We start from the raw sequence: 18,555 nt of genomic DNA on the forward strand, positions 1-18,555 counted from the left end.
ACAAAAATTATCTTTTTCTTTTGAAATTATTTGATCTTTCATTAAAACTAAAAGGCTTCCCAATAAAAGAAGCTAAAACGCATTTGGAATTTATTCAAAATAAAAATGATGATAACTTTAAATCTTACCAAGAAACTAGAAAACAAGATATTGTTTTATATCATTTAAATCATAACCCTTTTTACAAAACGTTTGCAAAACATGCTAATCCTTTAGATTGGAATAGTATTCCAGTGATGACCAAACAGGATTTGCAACAGCCTTTGCAATCGCTTTTATCTGATGGCTTTTCAAAAAGCAATGTTTATATCGATAAAACTTCAGGTGCTTCGGGAACACCGTTTATTTTTTCAAAAGACAAGTTCTGCCATGCCTTAACTTGGGCTGTTATTCAAGATAGATTTGGTTGGTATAATATTGATTTCAACACCTCGAAACAAGCGCGATTTTATGGTATTCCATTAGATAAAAAAGGATATTACTCAGAAAAACTAAAAGATTTTGTGAGCAACAGAACTCGATTTGATGTGTTCGATTTAAGCGACACCGCTTTTGATAACTGGCTCTCAACATTTAAAACAAAACCCATTGAATATATAAATGGCTACACTAGCCCTATTGTGCAGTTTGCCAAACATTTACAACGTAAAAATCTGGTACTTAAAAGCGTTTGCGAATCTTTGCGAATTTGTATTGTGACTTCTGAAATGCTTTTTGATGACGACAAACAACTTATGGAAACCCAATTTGGAGTGCCCGTTGTTAATGAATATGGGGCTTCTGAATTGGATTTAATTGCTTTTGAAAATCCAAATAACGAATGGCAAGCGAATAGCGAAACCCTTTTTGTAGAGGTTTTAGACGAGCAGAATAACGTGTTGCCATTAGGTGAAGAAGGTCGGTTAGTTATCACGTCACTTTACAATAAGTCGCAACCATTTATTCGTTACGATATTGGCGATATTGGCGTGCTATCAAAAGAAAGTACCCTTAAAAAGCCCATTCTTGAAAAACTAGTGGGCAGAACCAATGATATGGCTATTTTACCCAGTGGAAAAAAAGCGGCAGGCCTTACTTTTTACTATATTACCAAAAGCATTATTGCAGACGATGGTCATGTAAAAGAGTTTGTAATAGAGCAGCAAAAGCTTGATACGTTTAAAATTATGTATGTGAGCGATAAGCTCCTTTCTAAAGAAAAAGAAGCTGTAATTAAAAATGAAATGCAGCTATATCTTGAAAAAGGTTTGCATATACTTTTTGAAAAACAAGACTATTTACAACGCTCTAAAAGTGGTAAACTAAAACAGTTTTCATCATTAATACCAAAAAAACAATGAAAATAACTATTATCGCGGGTGCGCGTCCTAACTTTATGAAAATAGCTCCGATAATTGACGCTATAAAGAAAAAGAAGTCTGAAGGTTTCGATATTAATTATAGATTGGTTCATACAGGTCAGCATTACGATAAAAATTTAAGCGATACTTTTTTCGAAGAATTAAACATTCCTTTTCCAGATTTAAATTTAGAAGTAAAAAGTGGCTCACAAGCAGAACAAACTGCAGCAATTATGATTGGTTTTGAAAAAGAATTGGAACAAAATCCATGCGATTTAGTAATGGTTGTTGGCGATGTAACCTCAACCATGGCCTGTACCATTGTAGCCAAAAAAGCAGGTATAAAAGTAGCACATGTTGAGGCTGGCATTCGATCTGGAGATATGAATATGCCCGAAGAAATAAATAGAATTGTAACTGATAGTTTAACTGATTATTTTTTTACAACCTCTACTTACGCTAATAATAATCTGGTGCAGTTGGGTGTGTTGGAAAGCAATATTTTTTTTGTTGGAAACGTGATGATTGATACATTACGAAAGCATGAAAACAGATTAAAACAACCTAATATTTGGAATAATTTAAAATTAAAGGAAAAACAATATTTGGTAATGACACTTCATAGACCAAGTAATGTTGATGAAGAATATCAATTAAAAAGTCTAATTGCACAAATAGTGATATTAGGTAAAGACTTCCCTATTGTCTTTCCTGTCCATCCCAGAACCAAAAAGCTATTACAAGGTCTTGATTTGAATTTTGAAAATCTTCATTATATAGAACCTTTAGGGTATTTAGAGTTTAATTTTTTAGTTAAAAACGCTTTTGGTGTTTTAACAGATTCTGGCGGAATAACAGAAGAAACCACAGTTATGAATGTGCCTTGTATAACGCTTCGTAATTCTACTGAACGTCCTGAAACATGCGAAATAGGAACCAACATTTTAGTTGGAAACAACCCTGTAAAAATTGAAGCTGCTTTTAAAAATTTACTCTCTGGAAATTGGAAAAGCAGTAAAATTCCTGAGCTTTGGGATGGAAAAGCTGCCGAACGAATCATTAATCATTTGGTTGAAATTTATAGGCTATAAATGAAAGATATTCTAATAATAACTAATTACTTTCCTCCTGAAACTGGTGCAGCATCAAATAGAATTTTTCATTTAGCCGAAGGACTACAAAAACATCATTTTAAGGCATCAGTAATTACGCCATTACCTAATTATCCAACAGGAAAAATATTCAACGAATATAAAGGTAAGTTTAAACATATTTCAACAGAAAAAGGTGTTAAAATATTTAGATTATGGATTTATGCTAGCAACTCAAAAAATAAATTATTACGTTTATTTGCTATGCTTTCGTATAGTTTTAACTTGGTTTGCTTTTTTCTATGTAATAAAATTCCTAAAACAGTAATTGTTCAATCACCGCCTTTATTAGTCGCTTTCACTAGTGTACTTTTTTTACGTTCTAAAAAGCGTAAACTCATTTTGAATGTGAGCGATTTATGGCCTATTGCAGGCTTAAAATTAGGAGCTTTGAAAAAGAATTTTAGTTATAAAATACTTGAGAAAATTGAACGGTTTAATTATAAAAATTCCGATTTAATCTTAGGGCAAAGCGAAGAAATAATTACACATATAAAATCCGTTTTTCCCGAAAAGGATACATTTTTATATAGAAATTACCCGAATTTTTTTTCTCTTGAAATTAATCATAAAAACAAACCTAAAGAAAAATTAACACTAGTATACGCTGGTTTACTGGGTGTTGCTCAAGGCATTTATAAGCTCATACAACATTTAGATTATACAAATATTGAGTTTCATATTTATGGTAATGGCGCAGAACAAGAAAAGATTAAAGCTTTTATTAACAATAACCCAAACTCGCCTATTTTCTACCATGGAGAAATGTCTAGAAATAAACTTCACAAAGCTCTATTACAATACGATGTGACCATTATTCCTTTGTTAAACAGGATTTATGGTTCTGTACCTTCAAAGATATTTGAATATGCACGATTAGGTTTGCCCATAATTTATTTTGGTGGGGGAGAAGGTGAAACCATTATTAAAGACAATCAGTTGGGTTGGATTGCAAAAGCTGGTAATTATAATGATTTGAATAAAGTAATTGCAAAGATTAAGTCCTTTAATATAGATTTAGAATTAAAACAAAAAATTAAAAAAACCGCTCTTAATAATTTTGATTTTAATTCACAACTAAATGTATTGATTGAGAAAATTTAGTATGCTTTTTCTTCGCCTTTTAAAGCATTTAAAAACGTTTGAATAATAATTTTTATATCTAAAAGTAATGACCAGTTTTCTATATAAAAAATATCATATTTTACTCTGTTAATAATGTCTTTATCTTTTTCTATTTCTCCTCTAAACCCACTTATTTGTGCTAAACCTGTGATTCCTGGTTTAACAAAATGACGAACCATGAATTTATCAATTTTTTGCGCAAACATGTTAGTATGACTAACCATATGTGGTCGAGGGCCAACAACAGACATATCACCAAACAACACATTAAAAAATTGAGGCAACTCATCTATACTTGTTTTACGAATAAATCTGCCTATTTTAGTTATTCGTTGATCTCCTTTTCTTGCTTGATGTAAATTAGCCTCTTTGTTTGGGGTCATAGACCTAAATTTGTAACAATCAAACTCTTCATAATTAAACCCATTTCTGGATTGTTTGAAAAATACTGGACCTTTAGATTCAAGCTTTATCAAAATTGCCAAGATTGGAGTTAACCAAGACAATATAAAAACAATGATACATGATGAAAATAAGATATCGAATAGGCGTTTTAAAAATTTATTTAAAGATTCTTGAAGCGGAATGGACCTAATGGATAAAATTGGAATATAATCATAGTACTCATATTTAAGTTTTTTAGTAAAAATATCTTTATTATCAGGGATAAACTTTAGTTCTCTTAAATTGTTATCAGCAAAATCAATTAAACGATTAATTTGTTGGTTAGATAATTCTGCTATCGAAAAATATATTTCGTCAATATCATTTTCAATAACATAGCTAAAACACTCTTGCAAAGAAAAATCGTTTTTATTGGCATTAAACTGTTTCATGAACTTATATCCAAAGTCAAGTCTATCATTAAACGTTTTTATTAATTGTCGGGTTTTTTCATTTTTACCTATAACAACCACATTTCTTATATTTCCTCTTAAAATCGACCTGTATCTTTTAAGTAAAACAAAGCTCAAAATCTTTACTGTGGAGATTAACACAAAAACTGTTGCTAGATAATTAGCTAAACCCAATCTACTTATATTTGGCTGTTTGAAAAACCCTATGTAAGCATACAGTATTATTGTGAAAAAAACTATTTGCCTTATTAAAAGTGGTATTATTTGAATAATTTTTGTATGCCTTTGAACTTCGTAAAAATAGTTCTTTAATGAAATAATTATCCATAGTAGAGACAAATAACAAACAAAAAGATAAATATTTGTTACATTCAATCTAAACAAAAAAACAGTAGCAATTATTATACTTAAATCTATAGCCCCAAATAATGGCTTCATAAAATTTGAATATCTACCCTGTCTATAATTCACCTTATCTTCTTATATGATTATTAAAATCTTTATGTTCACTTTTATACAATTCTTCTTTTGATAGAGATTTAAAATATTCGAAAGTTTTTTTCATACCTTCTTCTCTTCCAACTTTTGGCTCCCAATTTAATACTTTTTTTGCTAGAGATATGTCTGGTTGTCTTTGTAATGGGTCGTCTACTGGTAAATCTTTATAAATTACCCTTTGTTCTGTTCCTGTTAATTTAATAATCTCTTCTGCAAAATCTTTAATAGTTATTTCATGCGGATTACCAATGTTAACTGGATAGGAATAATCACTTAACAGCAAATTATATATACCTTCTACCTGATCGTTTACATAACAAAACGAACGGGTTTGCATTCCATTTCCAAAAATAGTTAAATCTTCGCCTCTTAAAGCTTGCCCCATAAATGCTGGTATAACTCTACCATCATTAAGTCGCATTCTTGGTCCATAGGTATTAAATATACGAACTATACGCGTTTCCAAACCATGAAATCTATGATATGCCATGGTGATAGATTCTTGAAAGCGTTTTGCTTCATCATAAACACCCCGTGGTCCAATGGTATTGACGTTGCCGTAATAATCTTCCGTTTGTGGGTGTACCAAAGGATCTCCATAGACCTCAGATGTTGAGGCTATAAGTATTCGTGCTTTTTTAGCTTTAGCTAGCCCCAATAAATTATGCGTTCCTAAAGAGCCGACTTTTAGGGTTTGAATAGGGATTTTTAAATAATCAATAGGACTTGCTGGTGATGCGAAATGTAGAATATAATCTAAACCGCCTTCTATACTTACAAACTCGGTGACATCATGCTCAATAAACTCGAAATTTGGATTGTTTTCTAAATGCTGAAGGTTCTTTTTATCACCTGTAATAAAGTTATCCATTCCAATAACATGGTAATTTTCTTTTATAAATCGATCACATAAGTGTGAGCCCAAAAAACCTGCTGCTCCTGTAATTAAAACTTTTTTCAAACCTTTCTAATAAATTATGATATTTCTGTTCCAAAAATAATCAAACCTTTCTACCTTTTAATTAAAAAAACTGTACAATTTCAGAATTGAATTCCAAAATTGTACAGTTTAATGTCTTTTTTTGTTTTTTAAATTAATTTCCGCTACCTATTTTATAATAGGTAAAACCTATTTCTTCCAAAGTTTTTTTATCTAAAATTCCCCTCCCATCAAATATAAATGCAGGCTTCTGCATATTATCATATACTTGTTTCCAATTGTAATTCTTAAACTCATCCCACTCAGTTAAAATAGCTATAGCATGAGATTCTTTGCAGGCTTCATAAGGATCTAAACAAACCTTTAATAAATCTTTGTTTTCTTTAGGAGAACGAGAGTTTAAATATTCTAAATCAGCATAAATTCTTTCCTCTGTAACCTTAGGATCAAAAACCGCTATTTTTGCTTGTTCGCTTAAAAGGTTATCAGCAACTTTTATGGCAGGAGACTCACGAGTATCATTAGTATCCTTTTTAAATGCCCAACCTAAAAACGTTATTTTTTTACCAGAAACGGTGTTATACAAAGTACTAACAATATTATCTGAAAAGCGATTTTTTTGATGGTCATTCATAATAATCACTTGCTCCCAATAATCTGCTACTTTATTTAAACCATAGCTTTTAGCAATATAAACAAGATTTAATATATCTTTTTGAAAGCAAGACCCACCAAAACCAACAGAAGCATTTAAAAATTTAGAACCAATTCTTGAATCCATCCCTATAGCTTTTGAAACTTCTTTAATATCTGCTCCAGTTTTTTCGCATATTTCGGACATAGCATTTATTGATGACACACGCTGCGCTAAAAATGCATTAGCAGTAAGTTTTGAAAGCTCTGAAGACCAAACATTAGTTGTTAGAATCTTATCTTTTGGTACCCAATTAGAATAAATACCTACCAAGGCTTGAACAGCTATTTCTCCTTCTTTAGTTGAAGTGTCTCCGCCAATTAATACCCGGTCTGGGTTAAGTAAGTCTTGTACTGCTGTTCCTTCTGCCAAAAATTCTGGGTTTGATAAAATTTGAAATTTGACCCCATTCCCCGTATTGTCCAAAATGCTCTTTATTGCTGAGGCAGTTCTAACTGGCAAAGTAGATTTTTCGACTACTATTTTGTCTTGTTTTGCTACTTTAGCTATTTGTCTGGCACATAATTCTATATATTTTAAATCGGCAGCCATACCTTTTCCTTTTCCGTAGGTTTTTGTAGGCGTATTTACCGATATAAAAATCATTTCTGCCTCATCTATGGCTTTATCAATATCTGTTGAGAAAAAAAGGTTTTTGCCTCTGGTTTCTTTAACAATATCTGCAAGACCAGGTTCGAATATAGGTAGCTCGTCAAGGTTTTTGGAGTTCCATGCGGCTATTCTAGATTCATTAATATCTACAACAGTAACTTCAATATAAGGGCATTGTTTAGCTATTACTGCCATAGTTGGGCCTCCAACGTAGCCTGCTCCTATACAGCAAATGGTTTTTATCTTCATGTTTTTATGGTGAAGTTACAAACTTACAAAACTAATGTGAATTAGATTTTCTAAATTTTTCTTTAAGAACCAAGATTATAAACTTACTATTGCCTACTAAATACCGCTTCCACATTCGTCTAGGTTCTTGAATGAAACGGTAAAACCACTCTAAGCCTGTATTTTGCATCCAAACAGGGGCACGTTTTACCTTTCCGGACACCACATCAAAACTACCTCCAACGCCCATAATAAAATTTACATTGCTTAGTAATTTCTTGTTTTCATACAAGAAATTTTCCTTTGTTGGTGAACTTATCGCAACAAATAGAATATTGGCTCCACTGTTTGAAATTTGTTTTGCTATATTTTGTTCGTCTTCTTTTTTAAAATACCCGTTTCTATAACCAGCAATTATATTGGGCGAGTATTCGTTTGAATATCTATCGACTACAGCTTTAACAACGTCCTCTTTAGCCCCAAAAAAGAAAATTTTATACTGATTTTGGTGTGCTAATCTAACTAACTCAATCATTAAATCAATTCCGGCTACGCGCTCTTTTAAAGGTTTTCCTAAAACTTTAGATGCCCATACAACCGCTTGTCCATCAGCATTAATTAAATCAGACTCATTGACACTTTTACGCAATTGTAAATCTGATTGCATGGCTACAATTTTCCCGGCATTTACAACTACATGATGTAATTGCAGACCTTTTTCTATTCCAGCCTCAATAGACTTTAACGTTTCTTCCATTGAAAAGTTATCAATTGAAGTATTTAAAATATTAATCTTTTCCATTCTCTTTTTCAAACTCTAAAAAATAGTAACTAAATGCATAAAACATCCATGCTTGTGCCCAACGAATATATGGAATCTTGGACATAACTGTTTTCTTTTTTTGATAATAAAAATACCCTTTACATGACTGCATATTCTCTATTGTCCAGTTTAATACTTTATCAACTAAAGGTTTTTCTTTTGATAAAACATTTAATTTCTTCAATGTGACAATAAGTTGAGCGGGAGCATGGATGTCTATAGGATAAGTTTTATCATTATAATATTTTGAAATTCCACAATCAGTAAAAAATGTTTCCAAGTAATACTTAAGCCCTCTATCAATATTATTCTTAAATGAAAAGTCTTTGGATATTTGCTGATAAGTAGTTATGCACTCTAAATTATACCCAGTGTGAAAATTATCTATCCATTGATGAAAATGCAATGTACCATAAGCCCATGACCCGTTTTTATTTTGTTTTTTACAAACATACGAAACCACTTTTTTAGCACTAATTAATAACTCATCATTCTTTGTGTGCTGGTAAATCAAACATAGTAATTTAGCACCTAATAGACCAGCATTAAATACTTGAGTGTTGTCTAATGGAGAATATGAAAACGTATAGTTTTTTTCATCATCATAAGTCTTATTTAAATCATTTAGAACAAATTTAGATGCGCTTATAGCTGCATTTAAGCATTCTTTATTTTTTGTTACCCCATACGACTCTAAAAGGGCCTCTGTAATAAATGTAGTCGCCACAACAGTTGGAGTGTGCTTAGGCTGAAAAAAAGCTCTAGCTTGCCAATCAAAATTATAACCCCAACATGCTCCCGAATACCCTTTTGTTTGAAGTTCTAAAATTTTATTGGTAAGAAAATTAATTTTTTCTAAGGTTTCTGATTTATTTTCGATTTTATAAAGATTACAATACCCTATTAAAAATAAACCTAACCCTTTTGGATTATAATCTTTTTTAATTCCAAAAAGAGACCTTAGGTTTATTGGGTTTCTTTTAAAAAGTTGAATCCAAGCGAGTCTAAAAAAAGGTAATTTACCAAGAGGTGTTTTTTGTATTATCCAACTATTTAGTCCATCATATGGATCCCATCCTTTGAAACTATTTTCTTCACAATAAACTTTTAACTGAAGAAAACTCTTGTAAAAAAAATCCATTTAAAATATATTATAAAATCTAACTATTCAAAAACTAATAAAATAATCATATTAACACTAAATTTCCTGAGGCAAACCAGTGGCAATACTATCTAAAATCTTAAATGTGGTTAATGTTGTTAAATAAATCGATTCAAAAGGTATAGGAGAGGTTTTATTTGATTTTAAAGAACTTATAAAAGCTTCAATCTCTTGTTTGTGTCCCTTTCCATCAAGCTTTAACTTTACGACCTTATTTGATTGGTGTATTTCACCGCTTCGAAAATCATGAATTCTTCCAATAGTGCCTCCTGAAAATACCTCTACTAATTCTTTAGGTAAAGATTTATCCCCATTTCCTAAATACAATAAATTTCCAATTGAGCCATCTTGAAAAGAAATAGTTATTGATATGTTATCTTCTGGTGTAAGTTTAGTGTTTTCTGTTTTAACACATGCTGCATATACTTTAATTGGCTTAGAAGAAGTAAAAAATTGCATTAAATCAATAAAATGGCACATTTCTCCTATTACTCTCCCTCCTCCAAGGTTTGGGTTTTGTGTCCAATGTTCCTTAGGTAAAAACCCAGCATTTACCCTAATGTTTATAACTTTAGCCTCATTGTTTTTTGAAAAAACTTCATTGATTTTCTCTGCAATCGGAGAAAACCTTCTATTAAACCCTACCATTAATTTTGATTTACTTTTTAAGTAAGCCTCTTTAACTTTGTCTAATTCATCTAAATTCATAGCTATGGGTTTTTCCACAAAAACATGTTTCCCGGAGTTTAAAGCCTCTATAGTATACGAGCTATGTGAGTTATGAGGTGTAGCAATAAAAACAGTATTTATTTCAGAACTGCCTATAATATCTTTAGCATCTGAAGATGCTTTGGAAAATTCAAATTTTGAACCTACATTTTTTGCTGTAATGCCTTTAGTTGTCACTACTGTGTCTAGTGAAACTCCTTGTTTTTTTACATGAGGAATTAAATAGCTTTGAGCAAAACTTCCTGCTCCTATAAACCCTACATTAATATCACTAATATTTGGAGTTGAATCTAAAGAGACTAAGCTACTTTCTTTCTTATCATTTTGATCATATTTTAATAAAATCCCAATGTGAGGCTCTCTTGTTTTTCCTAGCACAATATCATATGCTTTATCAGCTTCATCAATATCGAAAATATGTGTAATAAGATTGTCTAATTTGACAGCTCCTTGAGAAATTAAGCCTAAAAAAGTTTCCATATTTCGTTGTTCTGTATATCGAACATAGGCGTATGGATAATCTTCTCCATCTTCCTCATATTTTGTATCATACCGCCCAGGTCCATAGGAACATGACATTTTCAACTCTAATTCTTTACGGTAAAAATCTGGATCTCTTGGTATGTCCATTTTCACAGCACCAACAACAACAACCTTACCTTTTTTTCTGCTAATAATAGCTGAGAGTTCAATAGGATCGTTAGAAGGCGCCGCCGCAGTAATAATAACACTATCAAAACCATGCCCATTTGTAAAACCATCAATAGATGTAAGCAAGTTAGGGTTGTTTCTTAAAAGAGCTTCTTCAGCGCCACTTTCTATTGCTAGGTCAACTAAGTTTTTAGATAAATCTACACCAAAAACCTTACACCCGTTAGCTCGTAATAGTTGAACTGTAAGCTGACCCAATAACCCTAAACCTATAACACATACTTTGTCTCCTAGCCTAGGATCTGCTTGTCTCACCCCTTGCATAGCTATGGCTCCCAAAGTTGTAAAACTTGCTTCTTTAAAAGATACATTATCAGGTATTTTTGCTACAAGGTTTTGAGGTATTCCTACTATCTCAGAATGAGATGCGTAGTCTTGACCAGCGCATGCTACTCGATCTCCGGGTTTAAACCTACTATCGCTATCTAAAGATGCTAAAACCACTCCTGATGTACTATACCCCAATGCTTTTAAAGAATCTAGTTTGGTTTTAACTTTATCGATTGTAGCCTTTAATCCTTCTTTTTTGATGTTTTGAAGTACTTGGGCCACTAAATCTGGTCGTTGTTTAGCTTTTCCTAAAAGGTTAGCTTTCCCTACTTTTACAGTACCTCTCTCTGTTCCTGCACTAATTAAAGAAAACTTATTCTCGACCAACACCATATTGTTAGAAATTGAAGGTTTAGGTACTTCATCAACATAAAGTTCTCCAGTTTTAAAGTTTTGTATTACTTGTTTCATATTTAATTTTTTTAATAAGCTATTTCTAACTATTGCTCTTTATATTCATCATCATAAATTAAAGCATCATTATAAACAATGTCGTCAATATTATATTTTGATGCCCACGTTCTGACTCCGTCTTTTCTAAATTGCCCTACAAAGAAAGAAATGGTAGAAGCTGGTAATATCCTTTTTGCTATTGATAGATTTGGATATCTTGTAGATTTCATTTTATACTTATCGAAATAAAAATCTAAATTCTTCAATTTCTCATTATTCTTGATTTTACAGTGGAGAAAAAACCTATTTTTCAAATCTTTATCATTTGCATTTTGTTTAATGAAATATAGGATATTATCGTTATATAATAAATCAAATCCCTCGGCTCTTTTTATAAAATACCCATAGTTAAATACATTTTCCAGCTCTTTATCAAAAATATTAAACTTAGAATCTATTTTATTTAAGTACCTATTGTCGTATGTCTCATGTTTAATTTTATCTGAGGAAATATATTTGTTCCAGAGTCTGCTTTTATTAACCCCAAGTTTCCCAAAATTCACCTTAAATGGTTTATCAACGTTTATTTCAATAGGTATTTTAATTTCGCATATTAAAAGGCTTGCATACTTGTTTAGATTTTCTACTTTCTTTTTCTTAACTACAAAATCCAGGTTCTGCAATTCTTTCCCATCTTGTAAAACATGGAAAAAATATTCAGAATCTGGTTTATCAATCCCATCGTCTTGAATTAAAAATATGCTTCTTCCCAATATTACTATATCAAACCCTATATTGTTAGAAACAAACAACCCATCCTTAAAAGCTTTATCAATTTTATCATCATTTTCTGTTTTTGAATCATTTAATTCTTTTTTCAATTCTAATTCATTAAATGTTTCGTTGATAGAAGCTTTATTTTTATTATTACAATTGGTGAAAACTAAATATAAGAGTAATAGTAAAGTTGTTTTTTTCATACTGTTTTATTACATTTTTTGCAAAGATATCTTTTTTTCATTCAAAAAATAGCTACAAAAAATAATTAACCATAAAGATAGATTTATATTGTGTATGAAGTTGGAAACAAAAAAAGCCATTATAAAGAATGTTAAGAGGATAAACTTGTTTTCTTTACAATAAAATTTAACATATAGATATTTATAATAAAAATAGTATATTAAAATAGTTGCAAATATTCCAAAATAGAATATTAGATCAAAAAGTTCCATTTCTGGTCTACGGATAGCCGAATAATCTATGCCCCCAAAAAGGAATAGTTTTAAGTTTTCATAAAAGGAGTTGCCTGAAATTATATTATTTAAAAGCTCGCTTCTATGAGATGTTATAGAATTTACAAGTCCGTTTTCTTCATAAATTCTATAAAATAATGAGTATGTTTTTTTAAACGCGTTTGTTGAACAAAATATGGCTATTGCAAATACAATGAAAACTATAATAGGCTTCATTCTCTTTTCCTTTGTAATCAACAGATAGATAAAAAATAATATTAAAAACAAGTAAATTGATTTTGTACCGGTAATAAGTCCTATAAAAATTGCTAAAGCAAAAAGCAAGAAGTTTTTATAACTCCATTTTTTCATGAGCAAATAGTGATAATAAAAAATCATTAAACATGATAAGTAGCTAATTGAATCTCTAGAAAAAAATCCTGTGTAACCAAACCTTGCATCCGAGTAGCGTTTAAAAAAATCTATATCAAAAAAAACCGCAATAATCATAAGGCTTGCATTAAATATATATATATATTCAATCAAAAAAATTGCTTTTTTTATTTCTTTATCGCGATTTAAAAGAGAGCTATAAACCAAATACATTGGCATTATGTAAATATATCTTCCAAAAAATATAGAATTTTTAAAATTGAATTTGCTCTTAAAAAGAATTTGTTCTAACAAAAACAAAAATGATATTATGCCTAAAATCAACAATATTTCTTTATATTTTATTCGATTGTAATTTTTAGCTATTAAATAAAAAAATAACACTAAAAAAAGTGTTTTTATAATTAATGTTGGCCTAATATAAATAATGCTGTTTTTTGCAAAAACATGATAGATAATATCACTAATAAAAAAACCAATAATATTAAAGTAACATAAGGTGGCTAAACCTGAGTAATTTTTAGTTATATCCATATCTTTGCTAAATTATCCCTTCTATGATACAATTTTTAAAAAACCCAGACACCGTTATAAATTATTTATTTGCAATTGTAGCATTTACGATTCCGCTTCCTATGCTTATAAATAATATTGCAATCATCTTTCTTATTTTGGGAATTTGTATTGTTTTGAAAAGTAATAATATAAAAAAAATCCGTTGGAATTATTTTTTCATACTATCTTCTATATTTTTTTTGCAGATTCTAGGCCTATTATATCCTGATCTAAACTCTAACTCGTACAAATATATTGAAAGAAACTTGGTGTTTTTTCTCATGCCGTTCTTTTTTTTATCCTATCAAAAAAAAGTTAATTTAAGAATTGTATTATTGGCTTTTTCTATTTGTGTAAGTATATTGTGTTTTATATGTTTTACTAATATAGTGGTTGCCCTTTTAAAACATAATTCATCAAATAACATTTTATGGAATATTACCAACAAAAATTTAGCTGAAAAAGTGGGTTTAGAGCCTATATATTTTTCAATATATATTCTTTTATCAAATTTATATTTAATTTCTAAATACTTTAAAAACAAAACAAAAAATCACATATTAATACTTGTTGTTAACTCTATAATACTTATTCTTTTAGGGTCAAGAAATATAACTGTCTCTTATGTTTTTTTAACTGCTATTGCATTAGCCTTCTTTTTAAATAAAAATAAATTACCATTCAGAAATATTTTTTTAATCATAGGGGCCTTTTTATTATTCATTTTTAGCATTGCTTATTTAAACCCTGTTATTAAATGGCGATATATATCTGTTTTTAACACAACTTCTCTTGAAAAAAACATGCCACATTATAGCGAAAAAGGAGCTAGACTAAGAAAACAATTATGGACCTCTGCTATTGAAATTGTATCCAAAAATCCTATTTTGGGTGTTGGTACTGGAAACTACACAGATGAGTTAAAAAGAACTTACCTTAAAAATAAATATAGAATCCCATTCAGAAAAGAATTAATAACACATAATCAATATTTAACCTATGCCGTTATGTTTGGTTATGTTGGATTGTTAGTTTTTGTGGTTTATATGGCATTTTTTATAAAATATTTCTATAAAAATAAACTACTTTTACCTCTTTTATTTTTAATTAGTATTATTTGTATTTGTGTTACAGAATCCTTTCTTTATGTTAATAAAGGCATTGTTTTTTTCGCCTTTTTTAGTAACTTATTTTTAATCAATCATTTTCATGGAAAAAAAACCAAAAGTCCTATTCATATTTCAACTTCCTCCTCCAGTACATGGCGCTTCATTGATGAATGATTTAATAAATCAAAGCCATGCAATTAATAACAATATTATTTTTGACCCATACTATATTAACTTAACTACGGCCAAAGATATTAATGATGTTGGAAAAAATAAATTTTCAAAATACTTTGGAGCTCTAAGTATTTATAAAAAGTTGTTACTTACTCTTTTAAAGAATAAAATTGATTTATCTTATATAACATTGTCTCCTCATGGAATTGCTTTTTATAAAGATTCCTTGATTATTTTAATTTTACGCCTTTTTAGAATCAAGCGTGTAATTCATCTTCATGGAAAAGGGATCAATGCTATTATTAAAACAAATAGATTCAAAAAAAGCCTTTATGCTTTTATTTTCAAAAATGCCAAAGTAATTCACCTTTCTCCTAAGTTATATTTTGACATTAAGGAGATTGTTAAAAAAGAAAACATTTACTTTCTTGCAAATGGTATAGGCCACAAAGAAGTTATTAAGAAAGAAAGCGTAAATAATCGCCTTTTGTACCTATCAAATTTGCAAGAAACTAAAGGCTCTTTTATATTGTTGCAAGCTGCAAGAATCTTAAAAGAAAGAAATGTTGATTTTAATGTTGATTTTGTTGGAAAATGGCATAAGGACAAAAGTTTTAAAGAAAAATTCATATCCTATATTAGAGAGAACGGATTAAGCAATATTGTTAAACATCATGGAGCTAAATATGGAAAAGACAAGGAAACCTTTCTAGAAAACAGTTCTGTTTTTGTTCTTCCTACATTTTACAAAAATGAATGTTTCCCAATTTCTATTTTAGAAGCTATGTCGTATGGTTTAATCGTTATTTCTACATATGAGGGTGCTATTTCCGAAATTGTAGATAATAACAAAACAGGGCTTTTGCTTGACAAGGTTGATCCGATCGAACTCGCAAATAAAATAGAGTTTCTATTAAAAAGCAAAGATAAAATGCTTGAAATGGGAGTTCAAGCCCAATCTAAATTTAAGTTATGCTATACCAAAGAAATCTTTGAAAACAAATTAATTCAAATTATATCTGATATTTTGAAAACTTATGAGTAAAAAAAAGAGCTATTGAAACCATGGCCCAGAAAAAATTAATATCCATTATTGAAGCAGTTATTCCATAGGCCAAAACTGGAAGAAATAAAAGAACAAGAAAAGCACTCCTTGTTATTATTTTATAAAACTTTACAGTAATTAATATAAAAAAGGAAATCAACAAAAGCCCCCCTAAAACAAATAATTGCAATAATAAGTTATGCGGGGCTGGTATATAGCTTGTTCCAGATCTAAGTGGATACCAATGCTCAGGAGTCATAGATTTAGTAAATAAATCGTGAGTATCAAATCCATACCCAAAGATATAATCCATTAAGCCAAAATATTCTTGAATGCCTTTAAAATAAATATTCCAAATAGAGCCTCTTCCAGTTAAAAATTGTGGATCAAAATAAGGAAAAGATAAATTGATGTTAAAATACGATAATTGTTCTTTTGGCATATATTTGAATATTATATAAGCTCCAAAAAACAATACAAATACAGATGATACAAACTTTATTTTCCGATACCTTTTATCAATAAATAAAAAATAAAATAAGAATACCAATATACTTAAAACAAAGCCCATTTTTATTCTTACAATGAACATTATAAAGAGTAAAAAAAACAATATCACATATTTGCTTTTTTTTGATACCATATAAAATATGGTCATTAAAGAAAAATAGAAAAATATTGATAAGTCAAAAGGGTGGTAAAAAAAACCATTTAGTCTTTTTACCACACTTCCATCGTCTAAATGAGTAGCATTAACATAGCCTGATGCGGATAATGATAAAGGAATTGCTCCCTCTAATTGACCTAGACTAATAACCAAAATAATTGCAAACTGTAGAACAAACCCGTAGAACAAAATTTTTATAACATTTTTATTAAAAAAATCTTTCTTAATCAATATATAAGAAACAAACAAAATGTTTAGGCTATTTATAACATTAATAAAAGTTTTTAAATCAAATGATTTTGAAAAAATCGTGCTAAAAAAAATAAAAAACAAAATTACTCCTAAGTATTTTCTCCCAACTTTGTACTTTATTAAGATTAAAAGCCCTAAGAAAAGAACAATTATCCAATAAACCCAAGAGAACTTTATTTTGCCGATTGATGGTAATAAGTTACCCAAAATAGAGGCCATTGGGCTAAAAATCAATACCTGTATAAATACGAATTCAAGTAATGTAGCCTTATTAATTTTTACCTTAGTTATCATATTTTTCTACTAAGCTTTGTGGCAATAATAAATTGTATACCATATCCAATTAAAACAGGCAATGCGGCCAATACGAGCCCCTTATCACAATACATCAATACTAATAACAACAGAACGCTAATGCCGCTGCCCGACAAAACAGAAGTGGTAATTAATGGGGTACGCTTATAATAAAGAAGAACTAAACTTCTTTCTCCATACAATAAAAGCAGTATTTGAGCCAATAACAATATTGGCAATAAATAAATAGCACTTATATAAACTCCATTTTTAAAATAAGTCAAAAATAAGTAGCTCATTGGAATAAAAAATAAAAAGGATATTAATGAAATGATTAAGATTTTTTTCCTATAAAAAGGGATTTCCCTCTTTTTTGTGTTCTTTTTTAAGTACTCAAATGCATTTGGAATATAACCTTTAAGCAAAGAGCTAGATACTAAATAAAAACTATTAGCCAAACTAGATGCTATATTGAAAATACCAAGCTCAGAATAGGATAGAAACAGTTTTAATAAGACTTTGTATCCATGTGAATAGCCAATCCCACTAACAGAATTAATCATTAGCGGGTAAGAAAACTTAAGATATTCTTTTATAGTTTTCAGTCTTATCCTCGTAAATGGGTTAATTTTAAACTCTATTAATGTCCCTACAAAAATCAAAGAGGAAGCAATCGTGTAAGCTATAATATAGCTTTTTAAATCATTTTGAAAATAAAAGTAAACAAAAATTAAAGCGATAAATAAAAAAAGCCTCCCTAAAATTAAATGCAAGCCGTACTTTATAGGCTTTTTACCTACTATATAAATATTTAAAAAAGTTAAGTTAATTGAAAATAGAGCAGATGCTAATACAACTAAAATATAGAATTGAAAGGTAAACGGTAAATCGTAAAAAATTGAAAAAGATATCTTACCAACAATTAAAAAAACAACTATTAAACATATGGCACATACAAGCCAAAAACCAAAAACTTCTTGTAATAACTGTTTCTCTTTCTTATCGTAATAATACCTTTGCAATAATGCCCCAATACCAAATCCGAAAAAAGCTGATAGTGTCCCAAAAAGAGAAATAAAAAAAACCAATTTGCCGTAATTTTCTTCAGATAGAAGGGCTGCAAATAAAAAATTTTGTATAAACGGGATGCCAAAACCAATTAGTGAGCTAAAAAGATAAACTACCGAATCATTTTTAAAAAAATTTTCTGATTTTATCTTTTTTAAAAAAAACATGAAAAA

The 18,555-nt window shown here is 29.6% G+C and carries 15 protein-coding genes; 5 read left to right on the forward strand and 10 right to left on the reverse strand.

The window, feature by feature from the left end; translation table 11 throughout:
• Window positions 1–20 precede the first annotated feature (20 nt).
• The 3 genes from RG22_RS08120 to RG22_RS08130 are packed head-to-tail and all read left to right on the forward strand — an operon-like array spanning window position 21 to window position 3,595.
• Window positions 21–1,340, forward strand: coding sequence for a phenylacetate--CoA ligase family protein (locus tag RG22_RS08120; protein ID WP_034042328.1), 1,320 nt, complete (start codon window positions 21–23; stop codon window positions 1,338–1,340).
• Entirely contained in the window at window positions 1,337–2,431 is a 1,095-nt protein-coding gene (wecB, locus tag RG22_RS08125; protein ID WP_034042330.1) for a non-hydrolyzing UDP-N-acetylglucosamine 2-epimerase, read from the forward strand. The genes RG22_RS08120 and wecB overlap by 4 nt, the downstream gene beginning before the upstream one ends.
• Window positions 2,432–3,595: a glycosyltransferase family 4 protein gene (locus RG22_RS08130; protein ID WP_034042332.1), complete on the forward strand. Its 1,164-nt coding sequence runs from the start codon at window positions 2,432–2,434 to the stop codon at window positions 3,593–3,595.
• Here the strand turns inward: RG22_RS08130 and RG22_RS08135 are convergent.
• The 8 genes from RG22_RS08135 to RG22_RS08170 form a co-directional block, all read right to left on the reverse strand.
• Window positions 3,592–4,944, reverse strand: coding sequence for an undecaprenyl-phosphate glucose phosphotransferase (locus RG22_RS08135; RefSeq protein ID WP_156113366.1), 1,353 nt, complete (start codon window positions 4,942–4,944; stop codon window positions 3,592–3,594). The two genes, RG22_RS08130 and RG22_RS08135, sit on opposite strands and share 4 nt — an antisense overlap.
• A 1-nt stretch (window position 4,945) precedes the next feature.
• Window positions 4,946–5,932, reverse strand: coding sequence for a UDP-glucuronic acid decarboxylase family protein (locus RG22_RS08140; RefSeq protein WP_034042336.1), 987 nt, complete (start codon window positions 5,930–5,932; stop codon window positions 4,946–4,948).
• Window positions 5,933–6,065: 133 nt separating this feature from the next.
• Window positions 6,066–7,466 carry a UDP-glucose 6-dehydrogenase gene (locus tag RG22_RS08145; RefSeq protein WP_034042338.1) on the reverse strand — a complete coding sequence of 467 codons (1,401 nt, stop codon included), beginning with the start codon at window positions 7,464–7,466 and terminating at the stop codon, window positions 6,066–6,068.
• Window positions 7,467–7,497: 31 nt separating this feature from the next.
• Window positions 7,498–8,247, reverse strand: coding sequence for a WecB/TagA/CpsF family glycosyltransferase (locus RG22_RS08150; protein ID WP_034042339.1), 750 nt, complete (start codon window positions 8,245–8,247; stop codon window positions 7,498–7,500).
• The gene (locus RG22_RS08155; RefSeq protein ID WP_034042341.1) at window positions 8,234–9,409 is read right to left on the reverse strand and encodes a prenyltransferase/squalene oxidase repeat-containing protein; all 1,176 of its coding nucleotides are present in this window, start codon (window positions 9,407–9,409) and stop codon (window positions 8,234–8,236) included. Before RG22_RS08155 ends, RG22_RS08150 begins: the two co-directional genes overlap by 14 nt.
• A 57-nt stretch (window positions 9,410–9,466) precedes the next feature.
• Window positions 9,467–11,611: a bi-domain-containing oxidoreductase gene (locus tag RG22_RS08160; protein ID WP_034042342.1), complete on the reverse strand. Its 2,145-nt coding sequence runs from the start codon at window positions 11,609–11,611 to the stop codon at window positions 9,467–9,469.
• A gap of 29 nt (window positions 11,612–11,640) precedes the next feature.
• Entirely contained in the window at window positions 11,641–12,573 is a 933-nt protein-coding gene (locus RG22_RS08165) for a hypothetical protein (RefSeq protein WP_034042344.1), read from the reverse strand.
• A gap of 9 nt (window positions 12,574–12,582) precedes the next feature.
• On the reverse strand, window positions 12,583–13,752 hold the full coding sequence (locus RG22_RS08170) for an O-antigen polymerase (RefSeq protein ID WP_034042345.1): 1,170 nt from the start codon (window positions 13,750–13,752) through the stop codon (window positions 12,583–12,585).
• A 302-nt stretch (window positions 13,753–14,054) separates the two neighbouring features.
• On the opposite strand from RG22_RS08170, the gene RG22_RS08175 reads away from it, so the two are divergent.
• Both RG22_RS08175 and RG22_RS08180 read left to right on the forward strand, forming a co-directional pair.
• Window positions 14,055–15,056 (forward strand): O-antigen ligase family protein, encoded by a 1,002-nt coding sequence (locus tag RG22_RS08175; RefSeq protein WP_244462133.1) that lies wholly within the window; start codon window positions 14,055–14,057, stop codon window positions 15,054–15,056.
• Window positions 14,983–16,101: a glycosyltransferase family 4 protein gene (locus RG22_RS08180; protein ID WP_052143682.1), complete on the forward strand. Its 1,119-nt coding sequence runs from the start codon at window positions 14,983–14,985 to the stop codon at window positions 16,099–16,101. Before RG22_RS08175 ends, RG22_RS08180 begins: the two co-directional genes overlap by 74 nt.
• Here the strand turns inward: RG22_RS08180 and RG22_RS08185 are convergent.
• Both RG22_RS08185 and RG22_RS08190 read right to left on the reverse strand, forming a co-directional pair.
• A complete protein-coding gene (locus RG22_RS08185; protein WP_034042348.1) occupies window positions 16,070–17,314 on the reverse strand; it encodes an O-antigen ligase family protein in 1,245 nt (414 codons plus the stop codon). The genes RG22_RS08180 and RG22_RS08185 overlap by 32 nt on opposite strands.
• Window positions 17,311–18,549: an oligosaccharide flippase family protein gene (locus RG22_RS08190; protein WP_034042350.1), complete on the reverse strand. Its 1,239-nt coding sequence runs from the start codon at window positions 18,547–18,549 to the stop codon at window positions 17,311–17,313. The genes RG22_RS08185 and RG22_RS08190 overlap by 4 nt, the downstream gene beginning before the upstream one ends.
• Window positions 18,550–18,555 lie beyond the last annotated feature (6 nt).

The sequence above is a fragment of the Wocania ichthyoenteri Th78 genome, from assembly GCF_000789235.1.
GTDB classification, from domain to species: domain Bacteria; phylum Bacteroidota; class Bacteroidia; order Flavobacteriales; family Flavobacteriaceae; genus Wocania_A; species Wocania_A ichthyoenteri.

What these genes read in the sequence shown, in the direction of transcription:
- RG22_RS08145 (WP_034042338.1), bottom strand. Translation starts at nt 7,466, where the DNA reads ATGAAGATAAAAACCATTTGCTGTATAGGAGCAGGCTACGTTGGAGGC.
- RG22_RS08185 (WP_034042348.1), bottom strand. Translation starts at nt 17,314, where the DNA reads ATGATAACTAAGGTAAAAATTAATAAGGCTACATTACTTGAATTCGTA.
- RG22_RS08130 (WP_034042332.1), top strand. Translation starts at nt 2,432, where the DNA reads ATGAAAGATATTCTAATAATAACTAATTACTTTCCTCCTGAAACTGGT.
- RG22_RS08180 (WP_052143682.1), top strand. Translation starts at nt 14,983, where the DNA reads ATGGAAAAAAAACCAAAAGTCCTATTCATATTTCAACTTCCTCCTCCA.
- RG22_RS08170 (WP_034042345.1), bottom strand. Translation starts at nt 13,752, where the DNA reads ATGGATATAACTAAAAATTACTCAGGTTTAGCCACCTTATGTTACTTT.
- RG22_RS08150 (WP_034042339.1), bottom strand. Translation starts at nt 8,247, where the DNA reads ATGGAAAAGATTAATATTTTAAATACTTCAATTGATAACTTTTCAATG.
- RG22_RS08155 (WP_034042341.1), bottom strand. Translation starts at nt 9,409, where the DNA reads ATGGATTTTTTTTACAAGAGTTTTCTTCAGTTAAAAGTTTATTGTGAA.
- RG22_RS08165 (WP_034042344.1), bottom strand. Translation starts at nt 12,573, where the DNA reads ATGAAAAAAACAACTTTACTATTACTCTTATATTTAGTTTTCACCAAT.
- RG22_RS08160 (WP_034042342.1), bottom strand. Translation starts at nt 11,611, where the DNA reads ATGAAACAAGTAATACAAAACTTTAAAACTGGAGAACTTTATGTTGAT.
- RG22_RS08190 (WP_034042350.1), bottom strand. Translation starts at nt 18,549, where the DNA reads ATGTTTTTTTTAAAAAAGATAAAATCAGAAAATTTTTTTAAAAATGAT.
- wecB (WP_034042330.1), top strand. Translation starts at nt 1,337, where the DNA reads ATGAAAATAACTATTATCGCGGGTGCGCGTCCTAACTTTATGAAAATA.
- RG22_RS08175 (WP_244462133.1), top strand. Translation starts at nt 14,055, where the DNA reads ATGCCGTTCTTTTTTTTATCCTATCAAAAAAAAGTTAATTTAAGAATT.